Raw genomic sequence first — 21,827 nt, 5'->3', positions numbered from 1 at the left:
GAAGTCGACGCGCTCCCCGAAGTTTGCGTGGGCCCCGCCTCAGGCCTCGACCAGCGCGTCCAGCCAGGCAATCCGGTTGCGGCCGAGGCGTTTCGCTTCGTAGAGCTGCTGGTCCGCTGCCGCGATCAGATCGTTCGGAAGACGGTCGCCATCGGCAATGGTGATGCCGCCGACGGAGATGGTCAGGTGCTCGCCGACGGTCGAGTCCTCGTGGCGGATGCCCAGGCTTTCGATCGCACGGCGTATCGTCTCGGCAACCTCCATTCCGCCGTGCATGTCGGCATCCGGCAGGATCAGGGCAAACTCTTCGCCACCGTAGCGCGCGACCAGGTCCGCCGGGCGGCGTAGCGCCAGGGTCAGCGTGCGGGCGACGGTCTTCAGCACTTCGTCGCCGCGCGCATGGCCATAACGGTCGTTGTACTGCTTGAAATAGTCGATATCGATCAGGGCCAGCGAGAACGCCTGACCGCTGCGCTTGCAGCGGCCGGCTTCCTGAGCGAGCGCATGGTCGAAGGTGCGCCGGTTGGGAATCTCGGTCAGGCCGTCGCGCCCGGCCAGCGTTTCCAGCAGCTTGCGTTGGCGGACGAAACGCAGCAGGTTGGACACCCTCGCGCGGACGATGGCAGGGCTGAATGGCTTGCCGATATAGTCGACGGCGCCGAGGGTGAGCCCGTGCTCCTCATCGACGACCGAACTCAGCGCGGTGATGAACATGACGGGAATGTCCTTGGCCGCATCGTTGGCCTTGATCCGGCGCAGGACTTCGTAGCCGTCCATGTCCGGCATCATCACGTCGAGCAGGATGAGGTCGATCTCGGCGTCGATACTGAGGCGCTCGAGCGCCTGTTCGCCGCTCTTGGCCAGAATGACCTGATTTTCGTCCTTGAGTACGGCGGCGAGTACCGTGCGGTTGACCCGTTCGTCGTCGACGATGAGGACGCGCTGCCTGTTGGCGTTCGTCATGCCATTGCCTTCCTTTCCAGTCTGTCGAGAATATCCTGCACCAGGGTGCCGGCGATCTTGAATTCAACGTCTTCGATGTGCGTGGCAATTAGGTCGAGCTCATCCTGCCAGCCTGCGTACAACGGGGTGTTCTGCAGGGTCGCGACGAAATCCTCGGCTTCCGAGTCACCCGTCTCCAGCAGGCGTTGCAGCTGCCGCAGCCGATCAGCAAGGACGGCACCACCGGCTTCCTTGCCGGCAGCATTGCCCGGCGCCTTGGGTGATCGCTCCGGAGCGCCTGCAAAATAAGCCTGCAAGGGCCGGCAGAAGGCGTCGAGCTCGCCTTCGAATTCGTCCAGGCAGGTATCGATATCCTGGCTTTCCGAGCGCAGCGCCCCTTCCAGATCGCTTGCCGCGCTGGCCAGCGACCCGGCACCCAGCGTCGACGCCGCGCCCTTGATCGAGTGGGCCGTCAGTTCGGCGGTCCTCTGCTGATGTTCGGCCAGGGCATTGCGGATCGTGCGCGCGGCGCCGGCGCCGTCGAAGCAGAATTCGCACAGCAGCTTGAGGAACAGTCTTTCATCGCCCCCCGCGCGTTGCAGTCCGAAACGCCGGTCGAAGCCGGGAATTTCCGGCAGCGCCCAGTCCTCGCCGGTGCCCGTGGTGGTGGTGCACTGGCGCAAGCCCACGGTCGAGCGCTTGCCCGGCTTGATCCAGCGGAGCAGGACATCGCGCAGGCGATTGAGGTCGATCGGTTTGGTCAGGTGGTCGAACATCCCGGCTTCGAGACTCTTCTCGTAATCGCCAGCCATCGCGTGAGCGGTCATGGCAACGATGGGCAGGCGCGCAAAAGCGGCCTCGGCGCGAATGCGCCGGGTCGCCTCGAAACCGTCCATCTCGGGCATCTGGATGTCCATCAGCACCAGGTCGTAGCGGCCGGTGCAGGCCATGGCGGCCCCTTCGCGGCCATTGCCGGCGACCTCGACCCGCATGCCGAGCTGTTCCAGGAACTCGGTGGCGACCTGCTGATTGATCGAGTTGTCCTCGACCAGCAGGATCTGCGCCCCGCGAATTTCCGCCAGCGATCTGCCGGCCTGGGCCAGGTCGTCGCTGTCGCCGCCGCTGCGCGCCTGGGGTGCGTAGCCGAAGGTGTCGAGGATGGTGTCGTAGAGCAGCGACTCGCCGACCGGCTTGACCAGAAAGCCGTCGAGCCCGGCATTGGCCGCTTCCTGCATCACCTCTTCACGGCCGAAGGCGGTGACCATCAGGATGGCCGGGATGAAGTCGAGCTGCAGGTTGTTCTTGATCCGGCGGGTCGTCTCGATCCCGTCGAGGCCCGGCATCTTCCAGTCCATCAGCACCAGCCCGTACGGCTCGGCCTTGCTGCGCCGGCGTGCTTCGATCATCTCCAGCGCCGCCTCGCCGGAGTCGGCCGTATCGACGAGGAAGGCTTTTCTGATCAGCATGTGACGCAGGATCTCCCGCGACGTGGCGTTGTCGTCCACGACCAGGACCCGCTTGCCCACGAGTGCTTCGGGGGCGCTCGACGATTCATCGACGCTCGCCATGGTGCGCCCGAAGCCGACATCGAACCAGAAGGTGGTGCCGACGCCGGGGCGGCTTTCGACGTCGAGCTTGCCGCCCATCAGTTCGACCAGCTGGCGGGCGATCACCAGCCCCAGGCCGGTACCCCCGAAGCGCCGGGTGATCGAGCCGTCGGCCTGCTGGAATGGGCGGAACAGGCGATTGAGCTGTTCGGCGCTCATGCCGATGCCGGTGTCGCTGATCGAGAAGCGCAGGCGCGTCTGCCTGTCGTCGCCGGCCAGCACCTTGATGCCGACGACGACATCGCCGCGCTCGGTGAATTTGACCGCGTTGCCCGCCAGGTTGATGAGCACCTGGCCAAGTCGCAAGGCGTCGCCGATCAGCCGGTCGGGAACATCGTCATCCTTGGCGAACAGGACCTCCAGGCCCTTCTCGTCGGCGTCCCCGACAATGACGTTGGACAGGTTGTCCATCACCTCGCGCAGGTCGAACGGCGCCTGTTCGATGGTCATCCGGCCGGCCTCGATCTTGGAGAAGTCGAGGATGTCGTTGATGACGCCGAGCAGGGCGTTGGCCGAGCTGGCGACCTTCTTGGCGTAATCGCGCTGCTTGGGCGAGAGCTGCGTACTCAGCATGAGCTGGTTGAGGCCGATGATGGCATTCATCGGGGTGCGGATTTCGTGGCTCATCCGCGCCAGGAAATCGCTTTTTGCCTGCGTGGCCGCTTCGGCTTCCTCGCGGGCCAGCTTGAGTGCCATGGCGATCTCGATGCGCTCGTCGATTTCCTGTTGCAGGCTCCGGTTGGCCGATTCGAGCTGGGCGGTGCGGGTCTGCACCAGCTGATCGAGGCGACCGTGGATGCGGGCATTCTCCACCGCGATCGCCATCTGCGACGAAAGCATCTCGAGCACGCGGAGATGGTCGGTCGTGAAGGCGCCGTTGGCCAGGTTGTTCTCGAGGTAGAGCAGGCCCGAGAGCACCCCCTGGTGGACCAGGGGGATGCACAGGATCGAACGTGGGCGCCGGGTCATGACATGAGCGTCATGGGCAAAGCGCTCATCCTCGACCGCATTTTCAATGACCACCGCCCTGCCGGAGCGGGCCGCGAAGTTCACCACCGATCGGGCGATCGGTATCGTGGTCGATGCCTCGTCGCCATTGAGCGGGACCGACCGCAGGTCGCTGAAGTCGCCGGTTTCGGCCGATGCACGGGCGGCGACGACCAGCGTGCCCTCCTCGTCGAGAATCAGGAAACCGCTGTCCGCGCCGGCGTGGGAGATGGCCAGATGCATCATCTTGCGCTTCAGTTCGCCGAGCTGGATTTCTCCGGCGAGCAGATGCGAGGCCTCGATGACCGAATCGATGTCGAAGACGCTGGTCGTCGTGTGGCTCGACGAGGACGAATGGACGACGGTATGGCGGGTGGTATAGGAGTGGGTTGCCGAAGGGTGGGATGGTGCCTCGAGCAGCGCGCCATGCTGCTTGACCAGCTCCTCCAGCTTGCGCCGGGCACCCCATCGCTGATACGCGCGGAAGGCACGGCGCAGATGGACGACGGCGAATTCCTCCTTGCCGAGCCCGAGCCAGAAGCGCCCCGCCAGTTCGTTGGCCAGCGCTTCATCCTGGACGAAGGCACCACGTACCGCGCCCTCGATCGCCTTGTCGTAGGCGCTGATGGCATCGCCCGTGCGCTGGTCGAGGCGCGCCAGTTCGGCTTCGACCAGATCGAACTTGTGGCGGAAGTTGTCCGGGGCGGATCGCGCCCAGCGTTCGAGCTGCACCTGCTTGTCGAGCACCGCCTGGCGGTTGTGCGGCGCGCCGCTTTGCTCGTCGAGCGCGAGCAGGACCAGCGAATGGTAGAAGGCGAGATCGGCTTCGGTGATGTAGGAGCTGATGAACTGCGCAAGCGCGCTGGCCTTGCCGAGGCTGTCGTGGGCGGCGGCGTAGTCGCCGTACAGATACAGGGCCTGGGCGCGGATCGTGTAATAGAAGCCGAGCGAGGAATTGCTGCTGTGTTCGGCGCAGCCGGCAAGAAACGCGGCCTCGCTCAGCTCATCGACGTCGAAATTCGTGGCCGCGGCCGTCTGCCCGGCCAGATTGGCAAAGACGGCACGGCCGCCAAGAATCGAATCGGTGGCCAGCACATTGTTGACCTTGCGCGTGAACTCGAGCGATTCGCCCGCCACGGTCAATTGCTGCAACAGGTTTGCGCCACGATGAAAGCCGTTGATGATGCGGCCCCACATCAGCAAATAGCTGACGAACTGGTGTTCGCCGGCCTCCATGCCGGCCTGGATGCCGAAGTCGAGGTAGAGATCGGTCTCGCCGACGTGTCGTGCCCAATGATTGACGAAGGACACCATGATCAGGCTGGCGCGGCACTTCAGGCCGTGGTCGTGGTAGCGGTCGGTGAGCGCGATGGCCAGTTTTGCGAACTCGTAACCGTCGTGGAACTCGTCGAAATCGGCGCACAGCACGCCGCCGAAGCTGGCGTAGCCTTTCAGCGATTCGGGTACGTGACCATGGCTCAGCGACAGATTGGTCATCTTGGCGAGCAACCAGCCGTAGAGCTCCCGCATGCCGGCAAAATAGGCCGCGGTATGCACCGGCATCAACACCTTCATCGCCATTTTGAAGGTCGGATCCTGCATGTCCGGCAGGTCCACCAGCGAGGCGATGCTGCGCACCGCAAGGGCGGCCTTGATCGGCGCGATCTCGTCTTCGAGCGCCTGGCGCAGGTCGGCGACCGGGACCGTGATGCCCAACAGCGCAAGGGCTTCGCGACCGGTCTCCACCGCCTCGACATTGCGCCCGAGCACGGTGTATTCGGTGATCAGCAGCGCGCAGATCGCGGCCTGCTCGAGCGCGGAGCGGGCATTCCGGCGGACGTCGGCGATGTCGGCCATCGAGCCCTCGTATTCGCCGTTGAGGTAACGCACGTTGGCGCGTGTCCTGAACAACGCCAGGCTCAGCGCGTAATGGCTTTCCCAGGCCTGTTCCGGCAGGCAGCCGGCCGCGATGTCGAGATAATCGAGGGCGGCCTGGTAGGCATTGGCCAGCTGGGCGCGCTGCCCGGCCTGCAGGTTGAGTTCGGCCAGACGAATGATTTCCCCGGTATCGGTGATCTGGTCGCGGCCGATATCCAGGTGGTCGACCACCTCGAACAGTCGTTCCTGGCACTCCCGCTCGCTCAGGTTCTCCAGCAGCAGGCGGCCGATGTTCAGATGCACCGCCTTGCGCTCGTCCTCGTCGATCAGCGAGTAGGCCGCCTGTTGCACGCGGTCGTGCAGGAAACGGAAGCGATCGTGCTGAAGCCCGTCGGTCAGCCCGACGAGCAATTCGGCCCGCAGTGCCGGCATCAGGTCGCCGAGCAGGCGCTCGCTGTCCAGCTGGCCGATGATGGCCAGCGTCTCGAAGTCGAAGCTGTTGCCGATGCAGGCCGCCAGCTTGAGTACCCGCTGGGTGCGCTCGGGCAGTTCGCGCAAGCGGTCGACGAGCAATTCGACCACGTTGTCGGTGATATCGACGGCGACGATCCGCTCGACATCCCAGTGCCAGCCCGGGCGCAGGCTGCCGGACCCGGCGGGGCGGAATTCGATCAGCCGTTCCTTGTACAGGGTTTGCAGGAACTGGCTGACGAAAAACGGGTTGCCCAGCGTCTTGTGCAGAATCAGCTCGGCGAGCGGTCTCACCGCGTCGGGCTCGCCGTGCAGCGTATCGGCGATCAGCTGGGTGACGTCGTCCACCGACAGCGGAGCCAGCGTCAGCGCGGTGATCGGCGCGTCGTTGTCGCGCAGCGTGCCGAGCGAGATCATCAGCGGATGGTTCGGGCCCACCTCGTTGTCGCGGAAGGCGCCGATCAGCACCAGATCCTTCATCTCCGGGCTGCCGATCAGCTTCTCGATCAGTTTGAGCGTCGCGAGGTCGGCCCATTGCAGATCGTCGAGAAAGATCACCAGCGGCTTCCCGGGTTCGCAGAAGACCTGGACGAAGCGCTGAAAGACCTGATTGAAACGGCGCTGCGCTTCGCTGGCCGGCAATTCGCTGACCGCCGCCTGCTTGCCGATGATCAGCTCGACCTCGGGAATGACGTGGGTGATCACCGCGCCGTTCTCGCCGACGGCGGCCATCAGTCGGCGCCGGTAGCCGGCCAGCACCTCTTCGCTGAGCGCCAGCGTGTGCTGGATCAATTCGCGGAAAGCAACGACCAGCGCGCTGTAAGGGGTGTTCTTCTGGAACTGGTCGAATTTTCCGCAGATGAAGTTGCCGCCGATCCGGGCCATCGGCTTGTGGATTTCGCGCACCAGCGAAGTCTTGCCGATCCCGGAATAGCCGCCGATCAGCAGCATCTGCCGTTCGCCCTGGCGGGCACCGAAGGCCTGCAGGAGCCGATCGATCATGTCCTGCCGGCCATACAGATGCTGCGAAACCTGGAAGCGGTGGGGGACGTCGCTGCGGGCCAGTTCGAAGGCCGCGATCGCGCCGTTTTCCCCGAGCTGGCGCCGGCATTCCTCGAGATCGGCCTGGATGCCCCAGGCGCTCTGGTAGCGGTCTTCGGCGTTCTTCTCCAGCAGCTTGTGGACGATCTCAGAAATGGGCGCCGGAATGGCCGCATCGATGTCGCTCAACAGCGGGGGACGCCGGGCAATGTGGCAATGCACGAGCTCTGCCGGACTGCTCCCGGAAAACGGCGGCTGGCCGGCAAGCATTTCATGGAAGGTGGCGCCGAGCGAGTAGAAGTCGGCACGGTAGTCCAGCCTGCGATTCATGCGCCCGGTCTGCTCCGGGGCGATATAGGGCAGCGTGCCTTCCAGCGATTCCGGGGGAAGCAATGCCGGATTGAGTCGCGGCAGCCGCGTGGAGATGCCGAAGTCGATGATCTTCAGCTCCCCGCTTGCCGCGTTCTGGACCAGGTTGGCGGGGTTGATGTCCTTGTGGATGATATCGGCCAGATGCACCTGGCCCAGCGCGCTGCAGATCCGGATCGCGGTATCGAGAAACTCGCCGACCGCGAAACGCCGACGGGCGATCCGCGCCTTCAGGGCCTCGCCACCGAAATCCTCGAGCACCAGAAAGAGGCTGTTGTGCTCGCGCCCGAAGCCGTAGGCGCGGATCACCGGGGCGAGCTCCACGGATTTCAGCAGATCGTGTTCGTGAACATAGCGCTCCTGGCGCTCACAGGTCAGCGCTTCTTCCTTGAGCATCTTGATGATGACGGGTTTCCGGTCGGCCTTGCGGTGGCCGCGATAGACAATACTGCTGTCGCTCTCGTAGAGCTTTTCCCGGATCCCGTAGTCACTGAACTGATGCATCCCTGTCTCCACGTTGCCGTCCCGTGCGGCCGGCAGTCTCAGTACTCGTTCAGTACTCGAATACCTGGACGATGTTGTAGGTCGAATCGGCGATCGACACCTGTCCATCCTGTGCGTGCATGAAGTACGGCATCCATACACCGCCCTTGTCCTGCGACAGCTTGAACAGCGAGATGCCGCCTTCGAACTGCAGCGCATCCGGGCCGATGCGGAAGATCTTCAGGGCCCGGTTCACCAGGTCGTTGAGGATCAGGTGCTCGCCATCGATCGACAGGCTGGTCGGCAGCATGAACTTCCCGCCGTCGGCCTCGCCCTCTTCCCAGTAGCCTTGCCGGCCGTAACACCAGAGCGAATTGCCGTAACGGTCGAAGACGCAGATCCGGTTGTTGAACTGGTCGGTGACGAACAGGCGGTTGTGCGCGTCGAGTGCAACGTCGGTCGGCGTGAAGATCGCCTTCTCGCCCTTGCCGTCGCCCTTGCCCTGCCACACGAAGTTGCGGATGAAGACGACCTGACCGGTTTGCAGGAACTGCCACTTCGACATGCGGTTGTTGAGCGCATCGACGATGAAGACCTCCCCATCGTCGCTGACCACCATGCCCTGTGGTCCGCTCAGACACCCGTCGGCCGCCCCCTGGATCCCGAAGGGCAGGCCGTAGTTGATCAGTCTGCCGAGCGGATCGAGCTGATACATGCTCACCATGCCGAGGTTGAAATTGCCGACCAGCACGATCGGGGTCCCGGGGCAGATCTGACCGAGCAGCGGCGCACGCGGATGGTAGACCGCCATCGCCAGATTGCCGGGCAGGAAGTAGCCGCTGGCGGGGGAATGGACGGCCTTGAACCGGCGGTCGTTTTCCCGGTAGCCCTTGAACTGCCAGTTGCCGGCATCGACGTTCAGGCGGAAGCTGCCTGCGGCGTCGGTTGCGCGGGCGGCGCTCAGCAGGCGTCGCGTCCAGTCGCCGAACCAGAAGTCGTACTGCGCGGCGAGCGCCTTCCCCAGGCTCATGTAGCCGAGCTGGAAAGGGTTGTATCTCAGATAGTCGGGCAACTCGGCGGTGCTGTCGGCGGCCGGTGCCGCACCGTTGGGCGTCCTGCGCTGCAGGCCGAGCACCGAGGTCACGCAGTTGAACTGGGGATCACGACCTCTTGTGCCCGGCTCGTCGCGCCGACCGCCGACGGCCATGATCAGGCTTGCCTGGCTGTCGGGCTGCCCGAGCCTGTCGATGCGCAGCTTGATGATGCGTGAGGTGAAGGGTTCGCTGACCAGGAAGGTGTCGGCGGTTTCGCCCTGACAGATGACATAGGGGCTGACCAGGGCTTCGTCTTCGAGCGTGTAATAGAGCGGGTCGGTCAGCGAATGGACGGGTTCCGCGCCATGGTTCCAGGCCGGCCGGACACCCTCGATCGGGCTCAGCTCCCGCCCGTCCAGCGTATAGACGGAGATCGTGTTGGCCACGTGATCGGGCACGAAGACATGATCGCCGATGACATTCACGTCGCGCATGATGTTGAGCATGCCGATGCCGGTCGGCTGCGCGAACTGGTGCGAGATCAGCGGGGCCTTCGCGGTGACGCTGTAGTCCGGCCCGATCGGCTCGCCCGCCGCGCACTTGAGGATCTCGTAGCTGCCGGTGTTGGCGATGTAGAGATTGCCTTTCGCGTCCGAACTCAGTCCCTGCGGCCAGTACAGATCATGGCGCGAACCGTCGGGGTCGATCAGGGTCCGGAAGTCCTCCACATAATCGCCTTTTTCGTCGAAGCGCACGCAGCGGTTGCGGATCGGCTCGGTGGGCGTGTGGAAGAACTCGTCATTGACGTAAATGCTGTAACCGCCACCGCTCCCGTTGGCGACGACGGTAAGGCCGTTCGGGTCCTGCAGCGGCTCGAAGCCGGCGCCCTTCTGGTTGCCGAAGGCAAAGGCAAACGTGAAGCGGCCGGCCGCATAGTCCATTGCCACGATGCGGGCGTTGCCCATGTCGCTGATATAGACACGGTCCATCTCGGGATGCCGGCAGACATGAAACGGCATCCTGAAATCAAGGGCGGCCTGTCCGGCGCCGCCTGGATCCGGACAATGCAGGATGCGCAGGATGTGGGTCAGGCTGCGGTCGAGCACGACCACCCGGTTGTTGCCCGTATCGCAGACCCAGACCTGCTGATGGCGGTCCATGCACAGGCCGACCGGTGAATTGAACGTGAAACTGGCGGGAACGCGCCCCGTGAATTCGTGGCTTTCGAGGCTCGTCTGTCCGTAATGGGCAACGTGCTGAAATCGCCGCTCCAACCTGGCGTTCATCCTTCCTCCTGGTGTTTTTGGTGTGCCGAACGCCGGTACTTGTTTTGATGTCCGTGGCGTGGCGCACAAGTATATCGTCGTCAACGAGATATCTGGCGTCGGCCCGCCACAAGCGCCGGCCGCAAGCGCCCGGGAGTGGCCGCCCACCATTTCTGAGAACTATAATTACGTACAGTTCCTGGAGCGGAATCCCGACCACGCCGCGCTTGCCGCGCACACAGCTGCACGGCCGCGCCATTGACCTCAGCCACCACCGATGAATCCTCACGCCTACGCATGCCTGGGTGACGGCTTTGCCTTCGTGGACATCGAAACCACCGGCGGCCCTGCGCAGTGCGAATCGATCACCGAGATCGCCGTCATCGAAGTCGATGCGTCGGGCGTGCGGGAGTGGGTGAGCCTCATCCGGCCTGCGATGCGCATCCCGGAATACATCGAGCGCCTGACCGGGATCAGCAACGAGATGGTGGCCACCGCCCCGCGCTTCGAGGAGGTGGCCGACGAACTGTTCGACCGCCTCGAGGGTCGCGTCTTCGTCGCGCACAACGCGCGCTTCGATCACGGCTACATCAAGGCGGCGTTTCGTCGCATGGGGGTGGACATCCGTCCGCGCGTGCTGTGCACGGTCAAGCTCTCGCGCCGCCTGTTCCCGCACGAGCGCCGCCACAGCCTCGATCACCTGATCGCGCGCCACGGCCTTCAGGTCGACGCCCGCCACCGCGCACTGAGCGACGCGCAGGCCTTGTGGCAGTTCTGGCAGCACGTGCACGACGTATTTCCGCCGCAGCAGATCGAGGAAGTCACCCGCGAGCTGATCGCCCGGCCGGCCCTGCCGCCCTATCTGGATATGGCCGAAGTGGACGCCCTCCCCGAAGCGCCCGGCGTGTACCTTTTCTACGGCGAAAACGACATCCCGCTCTACATCGGCAAGAGCACCCGACTGCGCAGCCGCGTGCTGTCGCACTTCAACGCCGATCATCAGAGCGAGCGCGAACTGAGCCTCAGCCAGCAGGTGCGGCGCATCGCCCACCTCCGCACCGCAGGCGAGTTCGGCGCCCTGCTCGAAGAGGCGCGCCTGATCAGGTCCCTGCAGCCCATCCTCAACCGCCAGCTACGGCGCAACCGCGACCTGTGCGCCTGGCGTCTGGACAGCGACCTGGCCGGCGACGCCGGCGTAAGCCTGGTGCGCGCCGGTGACGTGGATTTCAGTAAACCGGGCCGGCTCTACGGCTTCTTTCGCAGCCGGCGCGCCGCCGTCGAGCGCCTCCGCGCGCTCGGCGCCGAGCACGCGCTTTGCCCACCTTTGCTCGGTCTGGAAAAGCGCACCCCGGGGCGCTGCTTCAACCACCAACTCCACCGCTGCCGCGGCGCCTGCATGGGACTGGAGCCGTATGCCGAGCACTATGCCCGCATCGAATCCGCGCTCTCGAACCTGAAGATCGAGTCGTGGCCTTACCGTGGCGCGGTGGGACTGCGCGAGGGCGGCGTGCTGCATGTGGTCGAGAACTGGTGCTACTACGGGAGCATTTCGAGCGAAGAAGAAGCGGCGCCACTGATCGCCCGTGGCAAGCCGGCTTTCGATTTCGATATTTACAAGCTGCTGGTGCGGCAGATGGCGAGGCAGGCTGTTGTGGAGGTCGCGCGAGGGGAGCAAACGGCATAGGGCGATGCTGATGTCGAGTGGGAGAGCGACGCCTCTGCTCCCTCCTCTTCAAGGGGGTGAGGACGGGGTTTCGGCGAGCATTGCTCGCCGCCGGCCGAACGACGGCGCCTCCCGGCGCCGGCTACCGGGCTGGGGTGGGGATGGGTTTTAGCAGGGGTCGCAGAAACTCACCCCCCTCCTAACCAGTAGTCTCGCCAGCGGTGCGTCATATGGGATACTCCCGCCACCCATGACGACGCAATTACCCGACTCCCTCGCTTGGTATGCCGCCAACGCCGCGCGCTTCTTCGCCGATACGGCCGACGTCGACCTAAGCGCGCTGCACGACAGCTTCCTTGCCCACGTCCCCGACGGTGGCCTGATCCTCGACGCCGGCTGCGGCGCCGGCCGCGACGCGAAAGCCTTTCTCGCACGTGGCTATCGCGTCGCCGCCTTCGACGCCTCGCCCGAACTCGCGCACCTTGCCACCGAGCATCTCGGCCAGCCCGTCGCCGCGCGCCACTTCGGCGAAGTAAACGAACTCGCCTGCTACGACGGCATTTGGGCCTGTGCGAGCCTGCTGCACCTGCCAGCCGCCGACATCCCCGATGCGCTTTGCCGGTTGTGGGCAGCGCTCAAGCCAGGCGGCGTCATCTACATCAGCTTCAAGCTCGGCGAAGGCGAGCGCGTACACGAAGGGCGCCACTTCACCGACGCCACCGAACCGCGGCTGCGCGAGTGGCTCGGTGAGCTCCCCGTCCTCGACACGGTCGAGTGCTGGACCACACCCGACCAGCGCGCCAGCCGTAAAAGCGAACATTGGCTCAACGCCCTCGCTCGCCGCGGCTCAGCCGCACACGAAAAACTCGTCATCGGCGGCGAACACCCTTTCCTGCCCCACTTGTGCGACGCCATCGCCCAGGCCGACGAGATCGACCTTGCGGTCGCCTTCATCAAGACCACCGGCCTGCGCCTACTGCTGCCCGATCTCCATGCGGCGCTTCTCGCCGACGGCGAACGGCCGCGGCCACCCGCGCGCGTGCGCGTGCTCACCAGCGATTACCTCGACGTCACCGACCCCGAGGCGCTGCGCCTGCTCATGCTGCTGCAAGAGCAAGGCGCACAGGTCCGCATCTTCGAAGCGGCCGGCACGAGCTTTCACATGAAGGCCTACCTCTTCGCCCACTTCAAGGACACCGGCGCGCAAGCTGCCCAGCTCCATGGCACCGCCTTCATCGGTTCGAGCAACATCAGTCGTAAGGCACTGAAGGACGGTCTGGAGTGGAACTACCGCGTCGACTATCCGGGCGACGACGGATTTCTCGAAACCCGCGCCCGCTTCGAGTCGCTCTTTGCCCACCCGCGCACCTTGCCGCTCACCGACGCGTGGATCGACCGTTACGAAGCGCGGCGCATCGTACCCGCACTCCCGGTCGCCCCCGGCACCGAAGAAACGGAAACGCCGCCCACCCCCTCGTCGGTGCAGCTCGAAGCCCTCTCGGAACTCGATGCCACCCGCCGCGAGGGCTACCGGCGTGGTCTCGTCATACTCGCCACCGGCTTAGGCAAAACCTGGCTCGCCGCCTTCGACGCCGAACAGATGGGCGCGCGGCGCGTGCTCTTCGTCGCCCACCGCGAGGAGATCCTCACCCAAGCTGCCCAGACCTTCCTGCGCATCCGTCCCCGCTCACGCGTCGGCTACTGGATGGGCCAGACGCGCGACAGCCAAGTCGACGTGCTGTGCGCCTCGGTGCAGACGCTGAGCCGCGCCGAGCACTTGGAGCGCTTCGCGCCGCAGCACTTCGATTACGTCGTCATCGACGAATTTCACCACGCTGCAGCTGCTACCTACCGGCGGCTGCTCGGTCACTTCGCCCCGCAATTCCTGCTTGGGCTCACGGCCACGCCCGACCGCAGCGATCAGTCGGACATCCTCTCGCTGTGCGACGACAACGTCGTCTTCACCTGTAACCTGTTCGCCGGAATCGAGGCCAAGTTGCTCGCGCCTTTCCATTACTACGGAATCTTCGACGACTCGGTCGACTACCGCGAAATCCCCTGGCGCAATGGCCGCTTCGACCCCGAGCAGCTCACCAACAAGCTCGCCACGCTGGCCCGGGCCCGTCACGCGTTGAAGCTTTGGCGCGAGCGTGCCCAGCAACGCACGCTTGCCTTCTGCGTATCGATTCGCCACGCCGAATACATGGCCGACCAGTTCGCCAGCCAGGGTGTGGCCGCAGCAGCGGTTTATGCCGGCTCGCCGCTGTCCCGCGGCGACGCGCTCGAGCGGCTCACAGACCGCCGGCTGCAGGTCGTCTTTTCCGTCGATCTTTTCAACGAAGGCGTCGACCTCCCCGCCATCGACACGGTGATGATGCTGCGCCCCACCGAGTCCAAAATCCTTTTCCTGCAGCAACTCGGTCGCGGCCTGCGCAAGGCCGCCGGCAAAGACAAGCTGGTGGTGCTCGACTTCATCGGCAACCACGTGAGTTTCTTGCACAAGCCACAGGCACTCGCCGGCGTGGGCACGAGCTACCGCCAGCTCGCCGACTTCGCGCGCAAGGCCGAACAGCAGCGACTGGAACTGCCCGACGGTTGCTTCATCAACTACGACCTCCAGTTGATCGAGTTCCTCAAATCGCTCGACACCGACGGCGTCGCCAAGGAATACGAGGCGCTGAAGAACGGCCTCGGCCGTCGCCCCGCACTCGCCGAGTTCTACCGCGCCGGCGCCAACATCGGGCGCATGCGCCAGCAATACGGAAGCTGGTTCGAGCTGGTCGCCGAGATGGGCGACCTCGCCAAGGACGAAACCACTGCAGCCACCACGCTCCGCTCCTTCCTGCGCGAGGTGGAAACCACCGCGATGATGAAGAGCTTCAAGATGGTGCTCCTCGAAGCGCTGCAGGAACTCGACGGCTGGACCACTGCGCCTACCCTGCCTGCGCTGGCCGAACGCTCCTGGCAGGTGCTGCAGCGTCGCCGTCCGCTACTCGCGGACCTGTCCGACGCTGTGCGCGACACCACCGAGGGCACCACCGCCGTATGGCAACGCTACTGGTGCGACAACCCGGTCAATGCCTGGATCGGCGGCAATCAGCCCGCCGCCGCGGCGAAGTTCTTCCGCGTCGCAGAGCAGCGCCTCCAACCCACCTTCGAAGTACCGCTCGCCCAGCGCGAAGCCTTCGCCGCTCTGGTCCAGGAACTCGTCGACTATCGCCTCGCAGCCTACGAAGTCCGCCGCGCCGCCACCGTCGGCCCGGACAACGTCGTCCCCTTCAAGCGCTCCGCCCCCGAGCGCACCGAACTGCCCTACTTCCCCAACCTCAAGATCGCCTGCGGCCACTTCCGCACCGGCCGCACCGACGCCGAAGAACACCGCAGCCTCCGCCCCGGCCACGGGCGCCTCGACCCCGCCCGCCACTTCATCGCCCGCGCCTCAGGTAATTCCATGGACGGCGGCAAGAGCCCGATCCGCGACGGCGACTACCTGCTCCTTGAACTCGTAAGCCCCGCCAACGCAGGCTCGATCACCGGCAGCGTGATGGCGATCGAACGTCAGGACGAAGCCGGGGACAACCAATACCTTCTACGTGTCGTCACCAAGGCACGCGACGGTAGCTACACCCTCAAGGCGAACAATCCGGACTACGAGGATCTACTCGCCACCGACGACATGCGCACGCTCGCGCGGCTGAAGTCGGTTATCGACCCACTTGAACTTGCCATCGGCGAAGCCTTCATGCGCGAGGACATCCCCGCACTGTTCGGTGAGACCTTCAATCCCGGCAGTTGGAACAGTGGCCACGTCACGCTCAACGACCAGAAGGCCCACGTGCTTCTGGTGACACTCAACAAGCAGGGCAAGGACAAAGAACACCGCTATCTAGACCACTGGATTAACGAACACACTTTTCACTGGCAGAGTCAGAACACCACGACACCGGCGAGCAAGCGCGGACAGGAAATCATCGAGCACCACAAGCTAGGCATCGCGTTGCACCTGTTCGTGCGGGAAACCAAGCTGGAAGCCGGTAAGGCGGCGCCCTTTGTCTATCACGGGTCGGTGCATTACCGCAGCCATACAGGAAGCCGACCCATGACCGTGACCTTTATAGTTGTTCAATGAAAGTAGAATCTGTAACTTCGCGTCGTAGCGGACGAAGCTGCCTTACGCCCGAAATCTGCCATTCATCCTGGCAGGAGCACAAGATCGACACGGTGGCCTGTCAATCTCGGGCAAGCTCCGGCCTCTGCCGTCGCCCTGGATCCTTCTGGTCCCAATGGCTGTTTGCTGTATCGCTGCCCTTTGCACGCCCGCACCGTTTTTCAAGCAGGTGCGCTCGATAGTCGTCACGTATCCCAACGAAAGGTGCTCGTTTCCGTTGCCTCCGCGCTGCCTGCCGCCCTGCCAGATCGCTTGACTACCGCATCACTTGACAATATTTTTTTCTTCCACGAATTGCCAAGCGATCTCGACCAACCACGTGGTTTTCCTAGGTCTCAAGCCCATTCACACGACCAACAACGGTATGCACGGATCCCCATAACGACGCATCCGTGTCGATCGACAAACTCGAACAAACAACGTAAACTCAGGCACCATGAAAACGATCACCCTCACTCAAAACGCACCCAAAATAATAGACCTATTTGCTGGAGCCGGCGGACTCAGTCTCGGCGCGGCTCGGGCAGGGTTTCAAGTTTGCGCTGCAGTAGAGCTTGATCGCCACGCATTGGAGACTCATACAAACAATTTTCCGAATTGCGAACACCTTAACGCGGATGTTTCTCAGCTGTCCGGTGCTGACCTGCTTCGCCGGGCGGGCCTACAGCCGGGGGAGTTGGACGGATTGATTGGCGGGCCTCCCTGTCAGGGTTTTAGCTCGATAGGGAGGCGGAGCATTGAAGACGCACGCAATACGTTGTTCGGACATTTCTTCCGACTTATTTCGGAAACTCGGCCGGCATTTTTTATCGCAGAGAATGTCCCGGGAATACTGGATGAACGCTACGACGATATTCGCAACGAGGCATTTGCCTCGCTTCCCGACGGGTATGTGGTGCTGCCACCAATCGAAGCTCAAGCAAATTTGCACGGCGCACCCACAACCAGAACGCGATATTTCTTCGTTGGTTACAAAGATTCTCGATTCAAGCCAGGCTTGAGCGTCGAGGATTTTGCGCCAAGCAAGAATCCTCGTCTTGTTAGAGTAAAGCACGCGCTTGCCGGTCTACCCACCAGCATTGACCCCAGCTGGCAAACAGAGAAAAGCGGTTGGCGAAAGGTCTCACCGCTCGACAATCGAGATCCATTCTATGAGCGCGTCACGAACGCTATACCTTACGGCATTGGAAACTCAAAGTTAATTGAACGCTACCAAGAGACGTCGCGCGTCTCAGGCTGCATGGGAACCCGCCATACAGAAGAAGTAATCTCGCGCTTTAGAGATTTGGAGCATGGGAAATCCGACCCCATATCGAAGGCGCCAAGGTTGGACCCGAACGGGTTTTGCCCGACTTTGCGCGCAGGCACCGGAAGTGACAAGGGAAGTTATCAAGCCGTACGTCCGGTTCACTATTCTGCGCCCCGGGTCATCACTCCTCGTGAAGCAGCTCGACTGCAAGGATTTCCGGATTGGTTCATATTTCATCGGACAAAATGGCATAGCTTTAGACAAATTGGGAATAGTGTCAGCCCATTGGTGTCCGAGGCAATACTATCGACAATATTCAAGTCGCTCAGGTAACCCGAAGGCTTTTCCAATCACTATCATTGCCCGCTCGACCGTACCAGCCTCGCACTGCCAGATGATAACAACCCGCCACCCCAATTCTTGGAGCTTGCGGTAGTTCGAGGCGTCTCGGCGCACATTCTCGCTGAATTTTCTCTGCCAAAAATCAACATTCGTTTTGGGCGTGGTGGTCTTTTTGCATCCCTCATGCCGGTGCCAAAAACATCCATTCACGAAGACAACCGTTCGCCACCGTGGAAACACCAAATCGGGCGTACCTGGAAGTCCCTTCGCATGGAGTCTAAATCGCAGACCAAGACGATGCGCAGCTTGCCTAACGATCATTTCGGGCTTTGAGTTCTTTGCCGACACAGCGCGCATAATTTCACGGCGGCGCCCCGAGGAAACGTGATCGACCATACTAGGGCGCAGTCACTCGAAATCCCCCTGCTTCAATTCGTCGCTTGCCTAGAGAAATACGCGCTGAAAATTCGGATAGTGTCTATAGAACATCTTATAGCTTTCTATAATGCTCACCGATCTCTCGCGGTCGCGATCAAACATAAACTTCAGCCGTCCTTGAATTTGCCTGCTGGACATCCTTGGAAGGCACTGATCTATGAACAACTTCTCCCTGGCGGAAAGTGCAGGGACCATAATGCGCTTGACCTCACCCCACTTTGTCGAAGCAAGCTTCCACCTGCCAATTCCAGTTTCCCGCAAGAACGAATTTCTGGCTGAACGCGGCAATACGATGCCCGTCAAGGTTAGCATTTGATGCTCGGAGTCAGCATAAACAAAGGAAAGAAGAGGTTGAAATATTTCTCCGGTAAGCCTTCGCGAGGACATTATCGAGTTCGCGGCGTGTTCAAGGGCTCTTGATAGCACTTCGGGAAGTCGGTCTCTACTCATGTCTGCAGCTGTCACACCTGAGTCCAAATGTTCGCCAAGGCGCTGCCGAAGTTTCGCCAGCCGCTTGTTCTGACAGACTTCTTTCGTTTCGCGCCTATTGTCTTCAACCAGCCCCTCAGCCCTCAAGGCGCTTGGATTTGCATTGAGCGTTATCTTCAATACGTCATAAGACATCAGTTTTGAAAGGAGCGCCTGAAACTCACCGAACTGCTCTGCTGTCTTCTTTGGATCTGCATAGTCCAGCCAAATTATCGCGTTCTGCTGCGCATCGTACGCATCGACGAACGCAGAACTGTCAATTTCCCTGCACTCGATGCAGCTCAACGGGCGATTGAATAACTGACGACCGATCGCCACCGGGTCATTTTCTACCGAGACAAGATCGCTATTCCCGAAGTTCGCGTGCATCAGCTTAAAGTCCTCCAAGTATGGACCACCAAAGCTAACGTATCTGTAATCGGAAACAGGACGGATACGATTTATTCTAGTCAGCAAGTCGATAAAGACCAATCTATCAACTGCTTTGTTCTGCCTTTGATGATATGGTACAAATGCGCCACTCATCATTTCACCTTGCTCAGCACTTCATCGAAACACGCCTCACCAACTTCCGCCGGCGTTATGGCCGCATCTCCGAACAGATACTCGGACACTTGTTCTATCTCCGACAATGGTTTTGCAAACCGAATTTGACGCCTTGGATTGGATTCTTTCGGCTTGGCAAGGGGCACGTTAAGTTTGAACTCGTCGTTCTTATTCCTAACCTTCGACCACGATACCTCGGATTTGTCGTCAAAAACTTTTTCAAGCGGCACTGATCTTGTTCTTTTGGATATTTCCCTCTCTTTTTCCGGATCCTGCTTCCATACATTCGTATAGCTGGTAAACTTCTTCAGACCTTCGCGCATGAACTCTTTCACATAAAGATAGATTAGTGAAGAAGTGTCAACTCCTCTTTTCGTAGTAGTAACCGGTAACTTCCAAGCATCATTCGAGGAGAACATTACGGTGCCGGATATGCCTACGAACTGGCTGTGATAAGCCGGAACTCCAGCCTCCCCCCACCCAGTCAGTCGCGTTTTATCGTTGTATAGCACGACTCGGTCGTTACAAATTACCGTCCAACCCGCATCCTCCTTACTTCGTCTTGTCACTTGTTCTTCATCGAGCTCATCCTCAGAAAGCATCGAGGTGTAGAAGCCGACAACCAGACGCACATTCAACCCGTCGAAATCAGCTTTATAGAGATACGGCAGTATTCTTTCATCGTCAGGGGAATTTTCTGTGGACCATAGAATACTAAACTGCTTCGGTGTAACTTCAGTTGTGTTAACGAAGACCCTAAAACCCTTCGATATGATGAAGCCGTAGTGATGCCCGATAATTTCCTTAAGATCTTTCTCAAATGGCGACGTCCCGTCCGTCGCTAGAACGGAGGAAATCCCGTCTCTAAGGTTCTCCACAAGGATCGACGTCCCGTTCTCAGTCGGCGCCTGGTTAAGATACCTTACGGGAAGCTCCCAATCCAGATCATCCTGCATCCATTTCGGTGAAATGGTGACCTCAAAGCAGTCATCATCCGTTTTTGATACCACCCGACTGGAGGATCCCATTTTGAACATCGCCCTCTTCATTCCGATTCCATACATTCCAACAGTTGGGATGTCAGAATCGTCCTCGTCCTTTGGGCGCCCCATCATGAAGGCGTATTTTTTGGCGAGATCAAGGGGTATCCCGCCGCAGTTATCCACGATTTTAAATTTCTTGCTATCAAAGGTAATTTTCGCCCAAAAGCCGTCGTAAGGCATTTCCTCGCTTTTGTTTGCCTTTCGTGATCGCAGTATCCCGTCGACGCAGTTGTCTAGCAGATCGAGTATCGCGTCATGCAACTCAATGTCGCGCGTAAGCATATCAACGAAGAATCTCTTGGTCGGAGTTGCATGAACAGTATCTTTCGGCGCTGCGTGCATATGTATATTCCCTTAAAGAAGGCGACGTATCGGTAAACTAGGCTTCAGGGTCTTGTAATACGCCGTGCGGCGTTAATGATTGCCCTTGGATAGCGTGTCTGCGGCCGCTTCGTCTAGTAATTATTCAGAAGACTCTTGCTCCAGCGCTGTTCATTTCTCGATCTGGCGGCCGTCGTGCTACCGCGTAGGCAGACTGTTCGGCTATTCGTGGAACAGTCCGCCGAAATGGTGTTCGGAAATTTGGCCATGGTTCGGCTTTGGATTCTTGGAACGGTACTGGTCAGATTATGGCGGCTGCTCGCGTCGCGCGCATGCCCAAGTTCCCTTGGCATTTCGGGTAGAGCACACACCCCCAGAACGGCCCCCGCTTACTGTCCCGCGCCATCATCTTCCCCCCGCAGCTCGGACACGTCGGCGTCGTCCAGTCCCCCGCCGTCGCAAACTCCAGCAGCCGCTTGCTCGCGTCCTCCGGCAGCCGTAGCAGCATCGCCAGGAAGAGCCTGCCGTCGAGCAGCGTGATGCGGTTTGCGGTGGCGAAGGCGTGGGCGTCGTCGGTGTAACCGTTCGAGGCCATGAAGAAGGCCTTGTCGACCTTCTCGTGGGCCATCACGCCGCGCAGCTCGCGGATTTCCTTGACGCCGACCGGCTTGTTCCACGCCTTGCACTGTACGATGGAGGTGGCACGGGTGGGGTCGGTGTCGTCCTGGAAGAGGTGGATGTCGATGCCGCCGTCGGCGCCGAGCCGGGTGGTTTCGGCGCGGATGCCCTTTTCGCGGTAGAAGGTGCAGCACAGGTCTTCGAAGCGCTTCCATTCGACCCGGTCGAGGACGTCGAGCGACCAGCTTTCGGGGCGTTGCGGCGAAGCGGGCGCGTTGGGCTTTGTCGCTGCGGCGGGCCCGGGCGTGCTGGGTGCGGGCGCCCACACCGGCTTCGGTGCGGCGGGCTCGCTGCGGTTGCCCGCCCAGCCGCGGTTGCGGCCATCCCGGCGCGTGCCGGCTACCTCGCGGTGAAGTGGGTTTGGCGCGGGCTGGGCCGACGCCTGCTTGAGATAGCGGATGAGTGCAATGCAGGCAAAACCGAAAGCGAAGATCCAGGCGACCTGGGTGAAGGCCGCACCGATGGGGCGAAGCACCGGGCTGCCGGCGAAGAACACCGGAACGAGCACTACGCCCACGAAGAGGCTTCCCGCGGCGAGCCCCACGGAGACTTTCCAATCGGAACGAAGCGCGATTGCGAAGAGGCCCTCTTCCCGCTTCCTGTAACGCCGCCGAGCCATTCTTGTGCGCACCTTCGGCAGGCCATCGGGATGAACGATTCACCTCTTCGACATGCTCATTTGATCAAACGGGATGAATAGTACATATCCGCGCCCGAGTATGGCCGGGAGAAAGTCACATGCGGGGGCACTAAGCCGGGCGCGCTGTGGCGGGCGGAGCAGCGCTGACCGCCCGAAAGACTCGCACCGGCCAC

The 21,827-nt window shown here is 61.7% G+C and carries 10 protein-coding genes; 3 read left to right on the top strand and 7 right to left on the bottom strand.

The window, feature by feature from the left end; genetic code table 11:
* Window positions 1-39: 39 nt before the first annotated feature.
* The 3 genes from AC3A35_RS00995 to AC3A35_RS00985 are packed head-to-tail and all read right to left on the bottom strand — an operon-like array spanning window position 40 to window position 10,098.
* Entirely contained in the window at window positions 40-963 is a 924-nt protein-coding gene (locus AC3A35_RS00995) for a diguanylate cyclase (RefSeq protein WP_487433943.1), read from the bottom strand.
* Complete coding sequence (locus AC3A35_RS00990) at window positions 960-7,799, bottom strand: response regulator (protein WP_487433942.1); 6,840 nt, start codon at window positions 7,797-7,799, stop codon at window positions 960-962. The genes AC3A35_RS00995 and AC3A35_RS00990 overlap by 4 nt, the downstream gene beginning before the upstream one ends.
* 49 nt (window positions 7,800-7,848) lie before the next feature.
* Complete coding sequence (locus AC3A35_RS00985; RefSeq protein WP_487433941.1) at window positions 7,849-10,098, bottom strand: NHL repeat-containing protein; 2,250 nt, start codon at window positions 10,096-10,098, stop codon at window positions 7,849-7,851.
* Window positions 10,099-10,354: 256 nt separating this feature from the next.
* On the opposite strand from AC3A35_RS00985, the gene AC3A35_RS00980 reads away from it, so the two are divergent.
* From AC3A35_RS00980 to AC3A35_RS00970, 3 genes are all read left to right on the top strand, one after another.
* Entirely contained in the window at window positions 10,355-11,761 is a 1,407-nt protein-coding gene (locus AC3A35_RS00980) for an exonuclease domain-containing protein (protein WP_487433940.1), read from the top strand.
* 229 nt (window positions 11,762-11,990) lie between these two features.
* Window positions 11,991-15,869, top strand: coding sequence for a DUF3427 domain-containing protein (locus tag AC3A35_RS00975; RefSeq protein ID WP_487433939.1), 3,879 nt, complete (start codon window positions 11,991-11,993; stop codon window positions 15,867-15,869).
* A gap of 475 nt (window positions 15,870-16,344) precedes the next feature.
* Entirely contained in the window at window positions 16,345-17,490 is a 1,146-nt protein-coding gene (locus tag AC3A35_RS00970) for a DNA cytosine methyltransferase (protein WP_487433938.1), read from the top strand.
* On the opposite strand, the gene AC3A35_RS00965 is transcribed toward AC3A35_RS00970, so the two are convergent.
* The 4 genes from AC3A35_RS00965 to AC3A35_RS00950 form a co-directional block, all read right to left on the bottom strand.
* Window positions 17,461-17,895, bottom strand: coding sequence for a very short patch repair endonuclease (locus AC3A35_RS00965; protein WP_487433936.1), 435 nt, complete (start codon window positions 17,893-17,895; stop codon window positions 17,461-17,463). The genes AC3A35_RS00970 and AC3A35_RS00965 overlap by 30 nt on opposite strands.
* A 48-nt stretch (window positions 17,896-17,943) precedes the next feature.
* On the bottom strand, window positions 17,944-18,954 hold the full coding sequence (locus AC3A35_RS00960) for an O-methyltransferase (protein WP_487433935.1): 1,011 nt from the start codon (window positions 18,952-18,954) through the stop codon (window positions 17,944-17,946).
* The gene (locus AC3A35_RS00955; protein ID WP_487433933.1) at window positions 18,951-20,357 is read right to left on the bottom strand and encodes an ATP-binding protein; all 1,407 of its coding nucleotides are present in this window, start codon (window positions 20,355-20,357) and stop codon (window positions 18,951-18,953) included. The genes AC3A35_RS00960 and AC3A35_RS00955 overlap by 4 nt, the downstream gene beginning before the upstream one ends.
* A 280-nt stretch (window positions 20,358-20,637) precedes the next feature.
* Window positions 20,638-21,558, bottom strand: coding sequence for a restriction endonuclease (locus AC3A35_RS00950; protein ID WP_487433932.1), 921 nt, complete (start codon window positions 21,556-21,558; stop codon window positions 20,638-20,640).
* Between the last annotated feature and the right edge of the window lie 269 nt (window positions 21,559-21,827).

It is taken from the genome of Azoarcus sp. Soil_N_20, assembly GCF_057656155.1.
This window is presented reverse-complemented; position numbering and strand designations above follow the sequence as displayed.

Coding starts and splice junctions, on each gene's coding strand:
- AC3A35_RS00995 (WP_487433943.1), bottom strand. CDS start 963: ATGACGAACGCCAACAGGCAGCGCGTCCTCATCGTCGACGACGAACGG.
- AC3A35_RS00990 (WP_487433942.1), bottom strand. CDS start 7,799: ATGCATCAGTTCAGTGACTACGGGATCCGGGAAAAGCTCTACGAGAGC.
- AC3A35_RS00985 (WP_487433941.1), bottom strand. CDS start 10,098: ATGAACGCCAGGTTGGAGCGGCGATTTCAGCACGTTGCCCATTACGGA.
- AC3A35_RS00980 (WP_487433940.1), top strand. CDS start 10,355: ATGAATCCTCACGCCTACGCATGCCTGGGTGACGGCTTTGCCTTCGTG.
- AC3A35_RS00975 (WP_487433939.1), top strand. CDS start 11,991: ATGACGACGCAATTACCCGACTCCCTCGCTTGGTATGCCGCCAACGCC.
- AC3A35_RS00970 (WP_487433938.1), top strand. CDS start 16,345: ATGAAAACGATCACCCTCACTCAAAACGCACCCAAAATAATAGACCTA.
- AC3A35_RS00965 (WP_487433936.1), bottom strand. CDS start 17,895: ATGGTCGATCACGTTTCCTCGGGGCGCCGCCGTGAAATTATGCGCGCT.
- AC3A35_RS00960 (WP_487433935.1), bottom strand. CDS start 18,954: ATGATGAGTGGCGCATTTGTACCATATCATCAAAGGCAGAACAAAGCA.
- AC3A35_RS00955 (WP_487433933.1), bottom strand. CDS start 20,357: ATGCACGCAGCGCCGAAAGATACTGTTCATGCAACTCCGACCAAGAGA.